General features: G+C 34.4%; 15 protein-coding genes. 14 read left to right on the top strand and 1 reads right to left on the bottom strand.

The window, feature by feature from the left end; all coding sequences use genetic code 11:
* Positions 1-4 precede the first annotated feature (4 nt).
* The 4 genes from FC97_RS00480 (at position 5) to FC97_RS00465 (ending at position 3,615) form a co-directional block, all read left to right on the top strand.
* Positions 5-1,150, top strand: a complete 1,146-nt coding sequence (locus FC97_RS00480; protein WP_054642663.1) for an exo-beta-N-acetylmuramidase NamZ family protein — start codon at positions 5-7, stop codon at positions 1,148-1,150.
* 14 nt (positions 1,151-1,164) lie between these two features.
* Positions 1,165-1,491, top strand: coding sequence for a hypothetical protein (locus FC97_RS00475; RefSeq protein ID WP_054642662.1), 327 nt, complete (start codon positions 1,165-1,167; stop codon positions 1,489-1,491).
* Between the two features lie 85 nt (positions 1,492-1,576).
* Positions 1,577-2,437, top strand: coding sequence for a MurR/RpiR family transcriptional regulator (locus FC97_RS00470; RefSeq protein ID WP_054642661.1), 861 nt, complete (start codon positions 1,577-1,579; stop codon positions 2,435-2,437).
* Between the two features lie 8 nt (positions 2,438-2,445).
* Positions 2,446-3,615 (top strand): GNAT family N-acetyltransferase, encoded by a 1,170-nt coding sequence (locus FC97_RS00465; protein WP_054642660.1) that lies wholly within the window; start codon positions 2,446-2,448, stop codon positions 3,613-3,615.
* 110 nt (positions 3,616-3,725) lie between these two features.
* On the opposite strand, the gene FC97_RS00460 is transcribed toward FC97_RS00465, so the two are convergent.
* Complete coding sequence (locus FC97_RS00460; RefSeq protein WP_054642659.1) at positions 3,726-4,646, bottom strand: aldo/keto reductase; 921 nt, start codon at positions 4,644-4,646, stop codon at positions 3,726-3,728.
* Positions 4,647-4,949: 303 nt separating this feature from the next.
* On the opposite strand from FC97_RS00460, the gene FC97_RS00455 reads away from it, so the two are divergent.
* From FC97_RS00455 to FC97_RS00410, 10 genes are all read left to right on the top strand, one after another.
* Positions 4,950-5,405, top strand: coding sequence for a PTS sugar transporter subunit IIA (locus FC97_RS00455; protein WP_056967615.1), 456 nt, complete (start codon positions 4,950-4,952; stop codon positions 5,403-5,405).
* An 18-nt stretch (positions 5,406-5,423) separates the two neighbouring features.
* Positions 5,424-6,818, top strand: coding sequence for a PTS galactitol transporter subunit IIC (locus tag FC97_RS00450; RefSeq protein WP_054642657.1), 1,395 nt, complete (start codon positions 5,424-5,426; stop codon positions 6,816-6,818).
* Positions 6,819-6,851: 33 nt separating this feature from the next.
* Positions 6,852-7,145: a PTS sugar transporter subunit IIB gene (locus FC97_RS00445; RefSeq protein ID WP_054642656.1), complete on the top strand. Its 294-nt coding sequence runs from the start codon at positions 6,852-6,854 to the stop codon at positions 7,143-7,145.
* A gap of 73 nt (positions 7,146-7,218) precedes the next feature.
* A complete protein-coding gene (locus FC97_RS00440) occupies positions 7,219-9,312 on the top strand; it encodes a BglG family transcription antiterminator (protein WP_056967613.1) in 2,094 nt (697 codons plus the stop codon).
* Positions 9,313-9,336: 24 nt separating this feature from the next.
* Positions 9,337-10,032, top strand: a complete 696-nt coding sequence (locus FC97_RS00435; RefSeq protein ID WP_054642652.1) for an L-ribulose-5-phosphate 4-epimerase — start codon at positions 9,337-9,339, stop codon at positions 10,030-10,032.
* Between the two features lie 161 nt (positions 10,033-10,193).
* Entirely contained in the window at positions 10,194-11,237 is a 1,044-nt protein-coding gene (locus FC97_RS00430) for a LacI family DNA-binding transcriptional regulator (RefSeq protein WP_056967611.1), read from the top strand.
* A gap of 127 nt (positions 11,238-11,364) precedes the next feature.
* A complete protein-coding gene (locus FC97_RS00425; protein ID WP_054642651.1) occupies positions 11,365-12,678 on the top strand; it encodes a PTS sugar transporter subunit IIC in 1,314 nt (437 codons plus the stop codon).
* Between the two features lie 12 nt (positions 12,679-12,690).
* The gene (locus FC97_RS00420) at positions 12,691-13,134 is read left to right on the top strand and encodes a DUF3284 domain-containing protein (protein WP_054642650.1); all 444 of its coding nucleotides are present in this window, start codon (positions 12,691-12,693) and stop codon (positions 13,132-13,134) included.
* 33 nt (positions 13,135-13,167) lie between these two features.
* Positions 13,168-15,405 carry an alpha-galactosidase gene (locus FC97_RS00415; RefSeq protein WP_054642649.1) on the top strand — a complete coding sequence of 746 codons (2,238 nt, stop codon included), beginning with the start codon at positions 13,168-13,170 and terminating at the stop codon, positions 15,403-15,405.
* Positions 15,406-15,420: 15 nt separating this feature from the next.
* Positions 15,421-17,460 carry a beta-galactosidase gene (locus FC97_RS00410; protein ID WP_054642648.1) on the top strand — a complete coding sequence of 680 codons (2,040 nt, stop codon included), beginning with the start codon at positions 15,421-15,423 and terminating at the stop codon, positions 17,458-17,460.
* Positions 17,461-17,492: the final 32 nt, after the last annotated feature.

Genomic DNA, 17,492 nt, shown 5'->3' with positions numbered 1-17,492 from the left:
AATCATGATATTAGGAATCGAAAACACCTCGGATTACCAGAATATTGTAAAGAATAAAAATATTGGATTAGTTACTAATTTTACTGGCCTGACATCAAAATTTGAATTGACGTCAGAAGTACTGAATCAATATGGAAAAGTAGTTAAATTATTCACGCCTGAACATGGATTACACGGAGTTGCCGCTGCAGGTGAAAATGTAGACAGCTACTACGACGATAAACTCAAGTTAGATGTGATTAGTTTGTATGGAGGTCATCAAGCACCTACGGAGTCAGAGCTATCTGACGTGGATATAATTGTTTTTGATATTCAAGATATTGGAATCCGATATTATACTTATATCTACACTCTTTTAAGAGTCATGCAAGTAGCTGAAAAAGTTAATTTGTCGATATTGGTTATGGATAGGCCTTTACCTTTGGGAAGGGAAAATCCATTGGGAGACGAGTTAACACCAGATTACTTTTCATTTGTAGGATTGTTACCGTTACCTAATCGCTATGGACTGACAATTGGTGAATTAGCAGAGTTTATAAAAGATAATTATTTACCTAATTTAGATTTACATGTCGGACATATGATTAATTGGAATAGTAGGAAAGATATTAGACAAAATGGATTGTCATGGGTATCACCATCACCCAATTTACCAACTTTTGATGCGTTAAGATTGTATTCAGGTCTTTGCTTAATAGAAGGGACGAACCTTTCTGAAGGTAGAGGGACCGTACGACCTTTTGAGCAAGTCGGTGCTCCTTGGATAAATGGTGAACTTCTGGCAGGCTATATGAATGACGATAGTAAAATAACTCAAGAAGGTAAACTTGCATTCCAACCCGTATGGTTTGAACCTTTAACATCTAAATTTGAAGGTGAAATTTGTCAAGGAATACAGATACATATTAAAGATACTAAATTTAATGCGTTAAAATTAGGATATAGTGTTCTTAAGTCTATGATTCATCTTTATACGGATAAATTCACTTATGATTTGGTATCGCCATCTATTGGAACTAATCATCATTTCATAGAATATTTGGCTGGTAAGAATATTAGAAGTGAAATGGATTTAAATGAACTAATAGATGATACGGAATATGATAATAAAGGTTTTAAGAAGAAAGTGGAAAAGTATTTCCTATATTAGGAAGGATGATTAAAATGACATATGTAATTTTAATGTTTGTTGTTCTAGCTATACTCTTTACGGTGGCAATTAAATTGGTTAATAAGGTTTATGAAAATGGTCATCAAATTTGGAGTATTTTGGTTGGATTGACTAGTTTTGTCCTTCTAATTATTGGAACCATTACTCTACATAATCAAATAGCATTAATTATCGTACAAATTATTTTTATGTTTGGGAGTATTGTATTTTTTATGGCATTTACTCGAAATTACAAACTATTTTTAGCTGGTAAAGGCAAAGGATGGATTGCTGATCGTACTAGAAAAATTCAAGCTTTGAGTAAGAAGCATAATCATTAATTAGTTAAAAGCGATTAGTGATTGATGAGAAAAAGTCTCTGATAATTTTATTATCAGAGCTTTTTCTTCATGTGAGGAGGATTTTATGAACTTTAAAAATAGAGTGGAGTCCGCTCGAAATGATTTAACAACTGCTGAGGCAAAGGTTGCTGAATACATTTTGGGACATTTGGAAGATACCGTTAAATACAATGTTAAACAATTATCAGTTGCTTCTGGTTCAAGTTCCGCAACCATTGTACGAATGGTAAAAAAACTAGATATTGAGTCCTTTACTGCAATGAAAATTATGATTTCAATGGATTTAGCGGCTAAAGATCAAAAACCACATCAAGAATTGGATATTAAGGCTAATGAATCTTACAGTTCAATTACGGATAAATTAGCCGAAAATGAAATAAAAAATATTCAACAAACGAAAGATATTTTAAAAATGTCTGATTGCGAAAAAGTCGTAAAAAGATTATTGGTAACCAAAACCTTATATGTATTTGGTATTGGAGCATCGGCATTAGCAGCAGAAAATATTCACCAAAAATGGTCGCGTATTGGATTTCATGTTGTTGTGGGACGAGACATTAATGTATTTTTAACAGAATTAAGCAATGCCACTAAAGAGGATACGATTTGGTTAATATCTAATTCAGGTGATACTCCTGAGATGATATATTTGGCGGAGTACGCTAAAGAAAATAAATTGTATTGCATCACTTTAACCATGTTTGGACAAAATCGTTTGTCTAAATTAGCTGATGTTCCGCTAAAGACTAGTCGGCCAATGGAGCCGGATGTAAGAGTTGGGGCAACAAACTCAATAACGGGACAATTTTTTGTTATTGATACAATTCTTTATTTGTATTTCAGTCGTGATTTTGATAAAAGTTTTAAGGCGATAACAGCATCTAAATCATTTGTAAAAGATTATAAAAAACATTTCAAACCGTAGGGGAAAATATGGAAATTAAACATTTTACGAATAAGTCAGATTTAAAACAGTCTATATCGTTACGTAAATATGTTTTTCATTCTGCATATACTGAGCAGAAAGCAAAAGACTATGGTTGTCTATTGGATATGGCTGATAAAATTGGCGAATTTAAAGATAATAAGTTACTGGGACAAGTATTGAATTTACCTATAAAAATTAATATTTATAATAATGAAATTCCTGCTGTTGGTATTAATCATGTTGGAGTTTATCCAGAAAATCGTAGTTTGGGTATTGCATCCGACTTAATGGTAGAGAGTCTGAAAAGTGCTCAGAACCATGGTCAAATCGTTGCTATTTTGGAACCTTTTGCACCTAGCTTTTATAGAAAATTTGGGTATGATTTGTTTACAGAACGTATAAGTTATCGTGTACCATTGAAAAATTATCCCAAATTTAAAAAAGATAAAAGTTTTCGAGTGGTTAGGAAACCAAGGTGTGAATTAGATGATATAGAAATTGAAAATATATGGAAATGTTATCAAATAGTTGCAAGCCAAACTCATGGGATGCAATTAAGAGATAAAACGTGGTGGCAACGTCATAATTATCAGTACCCAAATTTAAACTATGGTTTTGTATATGATGGGAAAAGGATTACAGGTTATGTTAGTTATCGTTTAAATGGAACCACTATGGAGATTATTGATTTTATTTATTTATCTAATGATATTAGGCAACAACTCTGGTCCTTTTTAACGGCACATGGGTCCAATGTATTTGAAATTATTGGTGTATCTACATCTAATCATAATTTAAGTTATGATTTTAACGATCCTAGAATTGAGCAACAATTATGGTTAAATACCATGATAAGGATTGTTGACTTAAAAGAATTTTTAAAGTTATGGATTCAATCGTTTAGTCTGAAATCTGAGATTACATTTTCAGTCGAAGATAAATTTGCACCATGGAATAATGGAACGTATAAATTGGAAGGTACTTTAGTCAAATGTGATGAAATGGAGGATGGTTTTGAAAAGATAACTATGCAACAATTGGCGGCTATATTCTTAGGACCGTTGAGTCAGGAACAGTTAGTTCAATTTATGAAACCAGATAAAGATAGTTCATTACTCAAATTAATTAATTTGTCTAGAGGTAAAAAAACAGCTCATTTTTTAGGAGAATTCTAATAAAATTATCAAAACATTGTGGTGTTGGATTTTTGAAAAATCACAATGCTTTTTTGTATAAAAAAAGCGTTAGCGGATATTCCACTAACACCATAAGAAAATAATTTATTTTAAGGTAGGTCATTACCAGCAGCAAAGTAGATGTCATACCACTCTTGTTTAGTAAGATCGATATCTCCACCTTTAGCACTGTCAGCAATGTGTTCAGGATTCATTGTCCCGATAATAACTTGTATATTAGCGGGATGTCTAAGGATCCAGGCTGCGGCAATAGCATTTTTGCTTACGCCATATTTGTCTGCTAGTTCTTGTAGTTTCTTATTTAATTCAGGGAACTTGTCGTTGTTAATGAATGTTCCAGCAAATGTACCATATTGGAATGGTGACCAAGCTTGAGGGGTTACACCCATACGTCTGGAGAATTCTAGGAGTCCTCCATCATGATTGATTGAACGTGTATCTGTCATATTAGTGTGTAAACCAAAATCGATCATTCCAGAATGCATGATACTGAATTGTAATTGGTTGATAAGAAGTCTTTGATCAAGATTTTCTTGTAAGAACATGAATTGTTCAGGATTGAAGTTAGAAACACCGAAGTGACGTACTTTACCTGATGTTTGTAATTCATCAAATGCTTCAGCAACTTCATCTGGTTCCATTAGTGGATCTGGTCTGTGAAGTAGGAATGAATCTAAGTAATCAACACCTAAACGTTCCAAGCAGCCGTCGACAGCATTGATTAAATGTTCTTTAGAGAAGTCATATCTTTTTCCAGGTACGATTCCACCTTTGGATTGGATAAATAGATCTTCTCGCTTAACGCTGCTTTGTTTTAACGCTTGACCAAAAATTTTTTCGGAATTGCCGCCGCCATAGATGTCAGCGGAATCGATATAATTAATGCCACTGTCATAAGCGGTATCGATAGCCTTAGCAGCTTGTTCAGGACTTAAACTGTCCATACGCATAATACCTAGAGCAACTGCAGATGTTTGCCAGTTGGTTTCACCAATATAACGTTGTTTCATATGATTGCCTCCAATATTAAGTATCACTTTAATTATTGAAGGATAGAGTCGAGAAGTCAACAAAAAAGATACCGTTTACATATTGTTAAATTAATTCTTAATGTTTATTGCATTAGGATGATAAAAAGAGTCTAGAACACTTTCTAGACTCTTTTCGTATGAATCCGTAAGGATAAGTAGCTAAAAGGAGGGTAGTGCACTAGTTGCACTCATTTATTTTTTAATGTTAACTTTTTAAACGCTTTCATTGTTGCTTTAATAGAGATTGTAAAGAACTTAAACCTGCAGAGAGGAGGCAAAAGAATGGAAGTAACACAAAGAAATCTGATTTTTTCCAAAGTAGATAGTAAAAATTCTAACGAAATCATTCATTATTTAGCTGAAAAACTATTTAAAGCTGGAAAAGTTAATAAGGATTTTGAACAGGCAGTTAAGGAAAGAGAGAGAGTTTATCCAACAGGATTACCAATTGGCGATATCCCAGTTGCTATACCACATACAGATGTAAAGTATGTAAAACAATCAGCAATAGCAATTGCAATTTTAAAGAATCCGGTAGAATTTCATAACATGGCAAAAAATGACGAAAGTATAAATGTAAAAATTGTAGTCATGCTAGCTATGAAAGAACCACATAGTCAAGTGGATATGCTACAGAAACTTATGAAGATGTTTCAGAATCAGGATTTATTAACTAAGATATCTAATCTTGATGATAATGATGAAATATATGAAATTGTTTCGAAACAAATAGATTAGTTACGGGGGGAAAAGAAAATGAGTCATGTTATTGATTTTATTATGTACATTGTTAGTCTCGGACCAACTGTAATGATTCCCATTGTTATGTTGCTATTTGGATTGGCAGTTAAAGTTCCATTTACAAAAGCATTACGTGGTGGTCTGATGGTTGGTATTGGATTTATTGGATTAAATGCTACAGTTTCTATTTTGACTGATGTAATGAATCCAGCCATTAAAAATATGATTTCTGTTATGCATTTAAATCTTCAGGTTATTGATGTTGGATGGCCATCCGCATCAGCCATTGCTTATGGTACGGCTGTTGGTGTAAGCATGATTCCCTTAGGAATCGCAATTAATATTATTATGCTTCTTACCAAGACTACATCGACCATTGATGTCGATATTTGGGATTTTTGGCACTTTGCATTTAGTGGGTCTTTGGTTTATGCACTCACAAAAGATATAGTTTTAAGTTTATTCTTAGCAAGTGTAAATATGATTGTCATTATGGTTATCGCTGATCGTACAGCTCCATTATCTGAAAAATATTTAGGACTACCCGGAATTTCAATTCCACATGGATATGCTGGTTCATTTGTTCCATTTGCGATTGCTATAAATTGGATTTTAGATAGAATACCTGGCATTAATAAGATTCACCTCGAAGCAAAAGATTTTAATAAGAAATTTGGTTCATGGGGAGAACCAACATTATTAGGTTTTGTCATTGGTATTATCATTGGAATTCTTGCGTATGGATTTGTACCCGGTATGACTATTGCAACTAAGCTGGGTAAAGTGATGTTAATGGGTGTAACCTTGTCAGCCGTTATGATTATTACACCAAAAATGGCAGCTTTATTATTACAAGGTGTTGTTCCTGTATCTACAAATATTCAGAAGTTTACACAAAAGAAGTTCTCAGGTAACCGTAAAATTTATATTGGTATGGATACCGCTGTAGGTATTGGTAATCCAGTAGTATTGGCTTGTGCAACATTAATGATACCTGTTGCCTTATTGTTTGCCTTTATTTTACCCGGCAATCAATTTCTACCTACCATTGGTTTAGTTGGTTTTGTGTTTATGTTTCCATTAATTGTTTCAATTACACATGGCGACTTTTTCCGTACATTTATTATCGGTGCTGTAAACGTAATTATTGGACTTTGGATAGGAACTAATTTAGCCCCACTTATTACTAAGAGTGCAAGAGCTGCACACTTTGCAATTCCAAAGGGATCGTCATTAATTTCAAGTATTGATTATGGTTCAAACCCATTTCCATGGTTATTCGTTCAAGTAGCTACACATAAGATTATCGCTTACGGTATAGGACTTGTTTTGGTTATTGGATTATGTATTTGGAATCGTAAGAAGATTATTGAAGAAGAAAATAGTACTAAAGTAGCAGAAACTAAATAATATTTATATCGAATATAAAGGGAAGATAAAATTATGAAAAAAATTTTATTAGCTTGTGGTGCAGGAGTTGTTACAAGTACTGCAGCAATGAACAAATTACAAGAAGAATTAGATGCACGTGGGATTTCACAAGATGAGTATAAATTAGGTCAATCATCAGTTGCAGAGGTTGAAGCTCTATCAGGGCAGTATGATATGGCAATTACGACTACGCAATATGATAATGATGCCATTAAAATTCCGGTTATTAATGGGTTACCATTATTAACAAATATTGGTGTTGATACTGTTATTGATAAAGTGGTTGATGAATTAGATTTGAAATAATTAATAAGAAAAGTAGTTCTGACGTTCGGAACTATTTTTTTTATCGCCTTACTATTCATTTATAAGGGTGATTATGATGGAAAAAGATTTGTCTAAGGGTGCCGAGCAATTACTAAATCATTTCACTAAGTTTAATAAATTTATTACTTTAAAAGAAATCATGGAATTATTTGAAGTCTCTAGAAGGACTGCGTTTAATAGGTTGTCGGAAATTAATACTTATTTACGTGAAGAAGGAATAACAGAAATACAGAATGTTCCTAATCATGGATATAAGTTACTAAATGATGCTAAGGAAACATTGTTTAAGAAGAAGATTGTAAAAGGTGTTCCAGTCGAGAATTTTCAAGACTTAAGTAAGGAAAATAGATTATCAGAGATTATTTGGTTATTAATCGATGGTCATTATAATGTATCAATTAATAAGCTTTCAGAAATGTTTAATTGCTCTAGAAATACAATAATCAAAGACTTCAAGGCTATAAATCAGTTATTTCCGGAAATAAATATAATAACTACCAATAGAGGTCGAAAATTAAATAATAATGAAAGATATATACGATTGATGATATATGAACTTTTACAAAGAAATAATCAATCTATAAAAAGTCATATTAAGAAAATAGGTGTTGATTGGAATGGCTATTATAAGCTAGTAGTTGATAGTCAAAAGTCGTTAGAAATGGATTTCTCAGAAAATTCTATTACCTTATTAACATATCTGTTGATTTTCTTTGAATGGCGAATTAGTAATAACAATATAGTAACTAATGAAAAAGATTATTACTGGATTGCCGAAAATACACATGGAGTACTTACAACGAGCGAAGGAATTTTTAATAAATTATTTAAAGGAGTTTATTACTCTGGAGAAGTTGTCTTTCTCAGTAAGGTAATGTTGTGTTCACAAGTTATGGATATAGGTTGTGTCAATGTTGGATTATATGAAGATATGACTAAAATATCTAGAAAAATAGTATTTAGATATGAACAGTTAACGAATGAACAATTGGCCAATGATTCTTTTATTAAAGTGTTAAGTAACCATTTATATGCGACATTTTTTAGAGTGAAATTTCATCTACCATATGTTTCGAATGAAGTAGATGAAATTAAGAAGAAATATCCTAAATTGATACAGTTCACGGTCATAGCATGTGAACCATTAGAAAAGTATCTAAATGAAAGAATTCCAGTTAATGAAATAGCGCTTATATGTTTGTATTTCGGATCCGGTGAAGAAACCGAATATTCTGATATTGGTGAGAGTGACAGAATTCAAAAAGCAGCATTGGCAGAAATTCTCTTAGTTTGTTCTAGTGGGATAGGAACTTCAGAGATGTTGTATTCAGAGTTAAGTAAAAAGTATCCATTGATAAAATTCTCAATGCCATTGGAAATAAAGGATTTATCAAAAGTTTTCAAAATAAAATATCAATCTAAATTGATAATTAGTACAGCCTCGATAGAAAAAAATAATTATCCAATTCCTGTTATAAAGGTAAAAGCGGTTCTTACAAATCGAGATCAGGTTGTTATTGAAGATGAGTTTAGAAAGTATTTACCGTTGAAAATGGAACATAACACTGATGTAATAAGTCATCTAATGAATATAATTTCTGAGTACGCAGAAATTAATGATTCTAAAAAATTACGATCGGATTTGGATGATTTTATTTATCCAAATAAAAGTATTAATACAAATAAATTAAATAGGCCTTCGTTGAGAGAACTATTGACTCTTCGAAATATAAAAATTATGCACGTAAATAAGAATACGACATGGTTGGATGTTTTACATACTGGATGTAGAATGTTAAGCCAGCAGGAAATTATTGAACCTCGGTATGAAAATGAAATAGTTAAGCTTATTAAAAAATATGGACCATATATGTTAATTTCTGATGATATATTTATGGCTCATGCTTCGCCGAAGAATGGAAGTAATAGAGTGGGAATTTCAATGGTTCTTTTGGATAATCCCGTAATTATAGCCGAAAAAAATCAAAAGGTTAATGTTTCATGTATGTTTGTTTTGTCCCCAGGAAGCAATCATGAACATGATCGTGTTCTAGAAGAATTAATAAGCATAGTGAGAAACACAGAAAAGATAAATAAAATATTAGTATCGAAGGACAAATTAGAAATACGAAAGTTAATGTTATAAGTGATTTATTTTGGAGGAAGTAGAATGTTAGAAGATTTAAAAAAGTATGTCTATGAGCAAAATATGCGTTTACCTAAATTGAATCTTGTTAATTTTACTTGGGGAAATGTCTCAGCAGTAGATAGAAATAAGGAATTGTTTGTTATTAAACCATCAGGAGTCGATTATAATAAAATGAAACCTGATGATATGGTTGTTTGTGATTTTGATGGCAAAGCTGTTGAAGGAGATTTAAATCCATCGAGTGATACGCCAACACATGCTTATTTGTACAAACACTTTAAAAAGATTGGCGGGATTGTACATACACATTCACCATGGGCAGTCTCATTTGCACAAGCAGGTATTGATGTGCCAGCTTTAGGGACAACACATGCTGATACTTTTTATGGCTCAGTGCCTGTATCAGATGCATTGACTAAAAAGGAAATTGAGTCAGCCTATGAATATAATACGGGCGTTGTTATTTCTAGAACATTTAAAGAAAGGAATATTGACTATATGGATGTTCCTGCAGTATTGGTTCGTCAACATGGCCCCTTTACTTGGGGTGAGACTGCGGATAAAGCAGTTTATAATGCAAAAGTTCTAGAAATCGTTTCAGAGATGGATTATCATACTTTACAATTAACTAGAAAATCTTGTGAAGTGCCACAATTCTTATTGGATAAACATTATTATCGTAAGCATGGAAGAAATGCCTATTATGGACAAAAGTAGATAATGGATTAGTGAGGACCACAAATATTGTTTAAAACAAAAAGATGTCAAACAACATACAAAATGTTTGTCATCTTTTTCTGTCTAGACCTTTGAACATTATCCTGAATTAGTCTATAGTAAACGTAACTAAACACTAAACGTCGATATGAGGTAAACAAATGGCAAGTATAAGAGATATAGCAAAGATGGCCGGAGTTTCAGCGGCTAGTGTGTCGCGAATTCTTAATAATGACGAGAGCTTCAGTATTAATGAAAATACTCGTAAGCGTGTAATTGATATTGCCAATCGTTTGCACTATTCAAAGGAAAAGAATATTCGTAGTCCAAGAAATGCTAATGCGGATATGTCCATTGGACTGATTTTACGTCACAATAGTGATTCTGAATTGAAAGATCCTTATTTCTTAGCCATTCATCGTGGAATTGAAGAAGAAGCTGCTGAATGGCGCTTACAGGTTACAAAAGTTTTTGGAATGCGGGATGAAAAAAAAGATTGGGATCAGTTATCCAGGTATGGCGCAATTATTATGGTGGGCCAGATGACCGATACCGCAATGGATATCATCATGGATAAGAATCCTAACTTAGTACTAGTAGATAATTATATTAGTGATGAAAAATATGATCGGATTCAGACTGATTTTATTGCGAAGACTTATAGAGTTTTGGATCTGCTTTATGAAAAGGGACATTGCAATATTGCTTTTGTTGGTGGCCGCAGCAGCATTGTAGATGTGGGCGGCAGTCGGATCAATAGTAGACATGAGGTAAGAGCTGACGCCTATAGTAGTTGGATGCAACTTCACGATTTATCTAAGTATACGGATGTTAATATTGGTCAATGGTCAGCTGAGGATGCTTTACAAATGACTAGTGAAATTTTGCAAGGTGATGATTTACCAACGGCTATTTTAGTAGCGAGTGACCCCATGGCTATGGGTGTTTACAAAGCTATCAGTAATGCCGGGTTAAAAATTCCTGATGATATTTCAGTCGTTAGTTTTGATGATGTAGAAATGAATCGTTATCTGACACCAACACTTTCGAGTATTAAAATGGATTCTGAAGAAATGGGACGAATTGCTGTTAAGGTTGCACGCGAGAAAATGATAGGGGATCGAAAGATGCCTATTCAAATAGTTTGTTCAAGTGAACTGAAGATAAGAGATTCAATACGCGATCTAACAAAAAAGAATAAATAAATTTGAAATATCTGTTATTTATAAAAAAATAATAGATATTTTTTATTTAGGGTTGTGTAAACGTTAACTAAACAGTTATAGTAATTCTTGTAAACGTTTACATAATAGTAAAGAGGGGAATCATGAAATGAAAAACTTTTTAAATGCATTTCAGAAGAAAATGGGGCCAATTTCAGAACTAATTGGTGCCAATAAATATCTTCTAAGTTTACGTGATGGCTTTATGTTAGCTTTCCCAGCCACGATGTTTGGTTCTATCATGGTTATTTTGCAAAACTTACCTACAACGTTTGGTTTTGGAGGGTTCTTGCCAAAATGGTTCAATACCTTTTTGACTGACTTCTTCGGACCAGTTGGTAACGCAACAATGTCAGTTTCAGCACTATTTATTGTCTTTGGTATTGGATATCAATTGGCCGGACACTATGGTCAGCAAAAGATCTTCGCTGGTGCCATTTCACTATCTAGTTTTTTGATGTTACTTCCTATTGGTACTGACAAAAAGATGGGTGCATTCATTGCTATCAATGATTTAGGTGCTCAAGGTATGTTCGTTGGTATCATCGTAGCCATTATTGCTACAAAGATTTATTGCGCTATCAGTGCAGCTCATATCACTATTAAGATGCCTGATTCTGTTCCTCCTATGATTGCTGAATCATTTGTTGCCATCATTCCTGGTGCAGCTCCATTACTACTATTTAATATTATTCGTTATATCTTCACTTTCACACAGTGGGGAAATGCAGTTGACTTTGTTTATGAAATTTTACAACAACCACTTATGGGATTAGGTGGAACACTTCCAGCCGTTCTAGTAGCCGTATTCTTTACACAACTATTCTGGTGGTTCGGTGTTCATGGTACTTTGCTTGTTAACTCAATCATTGATCCTATTATGGGAGCTTTAGCCATTCAAAACTACAATGCTTATAAAGCAGGTGCAGCTCATCTTCCACATATTATTAACACAACATTCATGGGTGTTTTCGTTAACCAAGGTATGCAATTAGGCTGTGCACTAGTCTTTGCTTTCTTCTTGGCTAAATCAGTTCGTATGAAGACAACTATGAGAACTGTTTTTGCTCCAGCTATCTTCAATGTTTCAGAACCTATGACTTATGGTTTACCTATTGTTTTAAATCCTGTTTTGTTAGTTCCATGGATCTTAGCACCACTTGTTTCAACAACAATTTCTTACTTTGCTATTGCTGCTGGGTTGGTTCCAAGACCAATTGGTGCGACGGTCGTTTGGACGACACCTATTTTCTTAGCTGGATGGTTAGGTACGGGATCAATTGCCGGTGCCATCCTACAAATTGTCGACGTTGTCGTTATGACGTTGATTTGGATTCCATTCTTGAAAGCAATGGATAACGAATTCTTGAAAGAAGAACAAGCAGCAGCCAATCAACAAGAGGCCGGTGCTACTGATAAATAAGGAGCAATAATTATGAGAACTGATACGTTGAAATATAAATATTCATATAATGCTGATCAAGCGGATTTGTACCAAACCTTAATCAATGAACAATTGAAGTATTTTCAACGTACAGATCCCAGAATTAGACACTTAGAAAAGGGTACGAAGATTCAAGCCCAATTAACTACGAAAATGAAGAAATTTACCACGACAAATACAATGACGGTCAAAGATATCATTAAAAATAAGTTGTTCCAGTTTGAAACGAAACAGCCCGATGGTGAAATTTTACAAACTTATGAATTTGAAACTAATAAACGTGGTAAAAAATTCTTAATTTATTCAGAACAAAACACTTTTAACAATGCACGTAATCAAACTAATTTTATCTTTATCGGAATGCTCTACAAATTCTTTTATAACCGTGGAGTTAAGAAGAGAATGCAGTATTTAGACGATTTAGCTATTGGTTAAAGGAGTACGAGACTAGAAGGAGACGTTTCTCACATGATTGATGTAATCTCAAACAAAATATTTCATTTGCATAATGACAAGGTTAGTTACCTATTTAATGTTATGGAAAATAAGCAATTAGGACATCTCTATTATGGAAAAAACCTAGGTGACCTTGAAGAAGATGATCTTGATTACTTGTTGAAGCATGACAGTAAGTCAGCTGGAACAGTTAAATATTCTCCTGAAATTAAGAATTTTACTTTAGCTGATCACGAATCCGAATATCCAGTTTATGGTTCTTCAGATTATCGTGAAGGTGCTATCGATGTTTATCGTACAGATGAACCTTGGTATTTAGATTTTCATTTTGAAAATTACACAATTGAAAAAACAAAGACACGTGATTTAAAGTTTCCCGCTAGTTACGCTCAAGGTGAGAATGATGCCGAGACTTTGGTAATTACTCTGGAAGATCAAGAGCACGAGTTACGTTTGATTGAATACTTCACTATTTTTGCTGGCTATAGTGCTATTGTCCGCAGTCAAAAATTGATTAATTTGAGTGACACAACAGTTCAAATTCACAATATGATGAGCGGAGTTTTGAGTTTGCCAACGGCTGATTATGATTTTCTCAGTTTATCAGGTGCTTGGTTAAAAGAACGTCATATTAAACGACGTCCAATTGAACAGGGACTTACTTCGGTTGAGTCACTCAAGGGAGCATCTAGTCACCAACAGAATCCTTTTGTAGCACTTGTCGATAAGAAAGCCGATATCAATCAAGGCACTATTTACGCAGCTAATCTCATTTATTCAGGTAACTTTTTGAGTCAAGTAGAGGTCAATGAATGGGATAAGGCTAGGTTGTCGATCGGTATTAATCCAAAGTATTTTGAATGGCAATTGGCCAGAAATGAAGAATTCACAACTCCAGAGTCAGTCTTTTATTACAGTGATCAAGGATTCAACGGTCTGATCAAAGAGACCAATGGCTTTGCAGAGGACCATGTTATTGCCAGAAAATGGAAGGAAAATCCTCGTCCAATCGTCTTTAATAATTGGGAAGCTACCTATTTTGACTTTAATGAGGATAAACTATTGTCCTTAGCACAGGAAGGTCAAAAATTGGGTATGGAATGTTTCGTGTTAGATGATGGCTGGTTTGGGCATCGTGATGATGATCGATCTTCATTAGGAAATTGGGCGGTTGATCGTCGCAAATTCCCTAATGGTATGGGCAGCTTTGCCAAAAGAATTCATGATATGGGTTTGGAATTTGGACTTTGGTTCGAACCTGAAATGGTTTCACCTGACACGGATATGTACAAAAATCATCCTGATTGGGTAGTACGCCATCCCTATAAACGTGTAGGAATTGGTCGTGGTCAATACGTACTTGATTTTGCTAATCCTGAAGTAGTAGACGCGGTTTACCAACAAATGAAACCAACGATTTCTGCTACAAATTTGGATTACATCAAGTGGGATATGAATCGTAATATTACCGAGGCTTATTCACCATATTTAGCTAAAATCAATCGTCCACAAGGCGAGTTTTTCCACCGTTATATCTTAGGAGTCTATGCACTCTATCAAAAGATACTCACTGATTTCCCTAATATTTTAATTGAGGGCTGCTCTGGTGGTGGCGGAAGATTTGATTTAGGTATTCTCTTCTATAGTCCACAGATCTGGCCTAGTGATGATAGTGATGCTATTGAAAAGTTGGATATTTTAACAGGTACAACGTTGGCTTATCCATTATCCGCCTTTAGTAATCATGTTTCAGCTATCCCAAATGATCAAGTAAAGCGCAATACTTCATTAGCTTTGAGACAAGATGTCAGTGATTTTGGGCCTTTAGGTTATGAGTTGGATATCACTAAATTAGATGATGAACAGAAACAAAAGATTAAGAGCAATATTGCATTTTACAAACAAAATCGTCGGTTACTTTTGCATGGTAGATTGCAACAATTGGTTTCAGTTGACCCCTCCAGCAATGTAGTGTCATGGGGCGTAACAGATAATCAAAAGAGTGAATCCTTTATTGGCTTCTACCGTAAAGTTGCTCAACCTAATTCAGCAGTAATAAGACATATTCCAGTTCTATTTTTGGACGAAACTAAGCGCTATACAGTTGATGATAAGTCTAGAGTTTCTGGTCGAATCTTGAAGAATGTTGGACTCTTGGAACCATTTGAATTTAACGGAGCTAATTTGGAAACAGCCCAGATTAGTGGTGATTATCAATCATGGATGTATCATTTGATAGCTAAAGATTAACGAGAAGGTGAGTCGGTGAAAACCACAGATAAATTCTTATACGGCGGCGATTATAATCCTGAGCAGTGGATGTATCAGCCTGAAGTCTTGAAGCAGGATTTGGAATTAATGAAACGAGCTCAAATAAATACTGTGACTTTAGATACCTTCTCCTGGGCATCAATTGAACCGCGAGAAGGGGAATATCACTTTGAATGGTTAGATAAAATTTTTGATGATATTTATCAAATGGGTGGTCACGTTATCTTGGCAACACCAAGTGGCGGGCGTCCCCAATGGATGAGTCAAAAATATCCAGAAGTTAATCAAGTTGATGAGTATGGGCGAAGACATAGGCATGGATTTAGGCAGAATCACTGTTATTCGTCACCAGTATATCGGCGAGAAACGCGTCAAATCAATACAATATTGGCTAAGCGTTATGGTAAACATCCTGCTCTATTGATGTGGCATGTTTCCAATGAACTGGGTGGTCAATGTTTCTGCAATTTGTGTCAGGATAATTGGCGTCAATGGCTGCAAAAGAAATATCATACCTTAGATAATTTAAATAAGGCTTGGTACTTAAGAGTTTGGAGTGGCTTGTATAGTGACTGGAGTCAGGTATTGCCACCTAATCCACTTGGAGAAACGAAAGTTCATGGGATGGATTTGGATTGGAAGCGTTTCGTCACCGATATGACGATAGATTTTTATGAAAATGAAGCCCAGCCTTTAAGGGAAATTACACCAAATATTCCAATTACGACTAATTTTATGGCTGAAGGTTTGGATAAAGGCGATTACTATCCAATTACTGGACTGGATTATAGCCGCTTTGCTAAAAAGGTTGATATAGTGAGTTGGGATAGTTATCCGGCTTGGCATAACGATTACGAAACGCTGGCAGATACGGCAATGAAATCGGCTTATACTCACGATTGCTTCTATTCATTAAAACATCGACCATTTCTAATTATGGAATCGACACCTAGTTGTATTAATTCACAACAATACAATAAAGCTAAAAAACCAGGAATGAACATTCTTAGTTCCTTGCAACAAATTGCTCATGGATCTGATAGTACACTGTATTTCCAGATTCGACAGGCACAAGGTAATTCAGAGAAATTCCATGGTGGCGTGATAGGACATGATAGTTCCAGTCAAAATCGTGTTTATCAAGAAGTGGCTCAGTATGGTCAAAAATTGAATAGTATTGCTGAAATTAAGGGTGCTATCAAACATCCTAAAGTCGGTATTTTCTATGATTGGGAAAGTAACTGGGCTTTCAACCGTGGTGGAGCTTTTGGACGTCCGACTAGATTAGGTATTCAGACTTTGCAAAAACACTATTCAGTTTTTTGGGGACAAGATATTGCCTGTGAAATAATCAACGGAGACGATGACTTCTCTAAATATGATTTGATTGTGGCACCTATTTTGTACATGGCTAAGGATAAAACCGTCGATAAGCTGACTAAGTTTGTAGAAACTGGAGGCACCTTGATTTCTAGTTACTTCTCAGGCATGGTGGATGAATACGATCGCGTGGTTTTAGGTGGTTTCCCAGTTAAATTACGTACTTTGTTTGGAATAAATACTAAAGAGATTGATACACTTTATCCCAAACAACATGGACATGTTGAATTCAAGCAGAAGTCTTACGAAACAAAAGATTACAATCAAGTAATTGAGGCCACGACCGCAAAAGTTTTAGCCAAGTACCAAGATGATTTTTATCAAGGTATACCGGCAGTAGTAAGTAATGATTTAGGATCAGGAAAGACTTATTACTTAGCAACTAGATTGGGGGACGACTTTTTAAAAGAGTTTTATCGACCAATTATTGATAAGCTACATTTGGCTAATGATTTCATCACTAAACCAATTTATGAGGTTTCTTGCCAGACTAGAGAGAAGAATGGAGTGAAGTATCATTTCTTAATGAACTTTTCTGAAGAGGATCAGGAAGTTTTGACTAGTCGTGAATCAATCAATGTTGAGGATGGAACGACTGTTGGCAAGAGAATTGTTTTAGGTAAGTATGGAACTTTAGTTGTTAAAGAGAAATAGATCAAAAAGATGTCAAACATAAAATTGTCTGG

This window comes from Companilactobacillus kimchii DSM 13961 = JCM 10707 (assembly GCF_001435445.1).
Classification (GTDB): domain Bacteria; phylum Bacillota; class Bacilli; order Lactobacillales; family Lactobacillaceae; genus Companilactobacillus; species Companilactobacillus kimchii.
This window is presented reverse-complemented; position numbering and strand designations above follow the sequence as displayed.

Bases quoted from the DNA above. Each gene is read 5' to 3' on its own strand.
- FC97_RS00415 (WP_054642649.1), top strand. From the start codon at position 13,168: ATGATTGATGTAATCTCAAACAAAATATTTCATTTGCATAATGACAAG.
- FC97_RS00435 (WP_054642652.1), top strand. From the start codon at position 9,337: ATGTTAGAAGATTTAAAAAAGTATGTCTATGAGCAAAATATGCGTTTA.
- FC97_RS00445 (WP_054642656.1), top strand. From the start codon at position 6,852: ATGAAAAAAATTTTATTAGCTTGTGGTGCAGGAGTTGTTACAAGTACT.
- FC97_RS00480 (WP_054642663.1), top strand. From the start codon at position 5: ATGATATTAGGAATCGAAAACACCTCGGATTACCAGAATATTGTAAAG.
- FC97_RS00475 (WP_054642662.1), top strand. From the start codon at position 1,165: ATGACATATGTAATTTTAATGTTTGTTGTTCTAGCTATACTCTTTACG.
- FC97_RS00440 (WP_056967613.1), top strand. From the start codon at position 7,219: ATGATGGAAAAAGATTTGTCTAAGGGTGCCGAGCAATTACTAAATCAT.
- FC97_RS00470 (WP_054642661.1), top strand. From the start codon at position 1,577: ATGAACTTTAAAAATAGAGTGGAGTCCGCTCGAAATGATTTAACAACT.
- FC97_RS00460 (WP_054642659.1), bottom strand. From the start codon at position 4,646: ATGAAACAACGTTATATTGGTGAAACCAACTGGCAAACATCTGCAGTT.
- FC97_RS00450 (WP_054642657.1), top strand. From the start codon at position 5,424: ATGAGTCATGTTATTGATTTTATTATGTACATTGTTAGTCTCGGACCA.
- FC97_RS00430 (WP_056967611.1), top strand. From the start codon at position 10,194: ATGGCAAGTATAAGAGATATAGCAAAGATGGCCGGAGTTTCAGCGGCT.
- FC97_RS00420 (WP_054642650.1), top strand. From the start codon at position 12,691: ATGAGAACTGATACGTTGAAATATAAATATTCATATAATGCTGATCAA.
- FC97_RS00425 (WP_054642651.1), top strand. From the start codon at position 11,365: ATGAAAAACTTTTTAAATGCATTTCAGAAGAAAATGGGGCCAATTTCA.
- FC97_RS00465 (WP_054642660.1), top strand. From the start codon at position 2,446: ATGGAAATTAAACATTTTACGAATAAGTCAGATTTAAAACAGTCTATA.
- FC97_RS00455 (WP_056967615.1), top strand. From the start codon at position 4,950: ATGGAAGTAACACAAAGAAATCTGATTTTTTCCAAAGTAGATAGTAAA.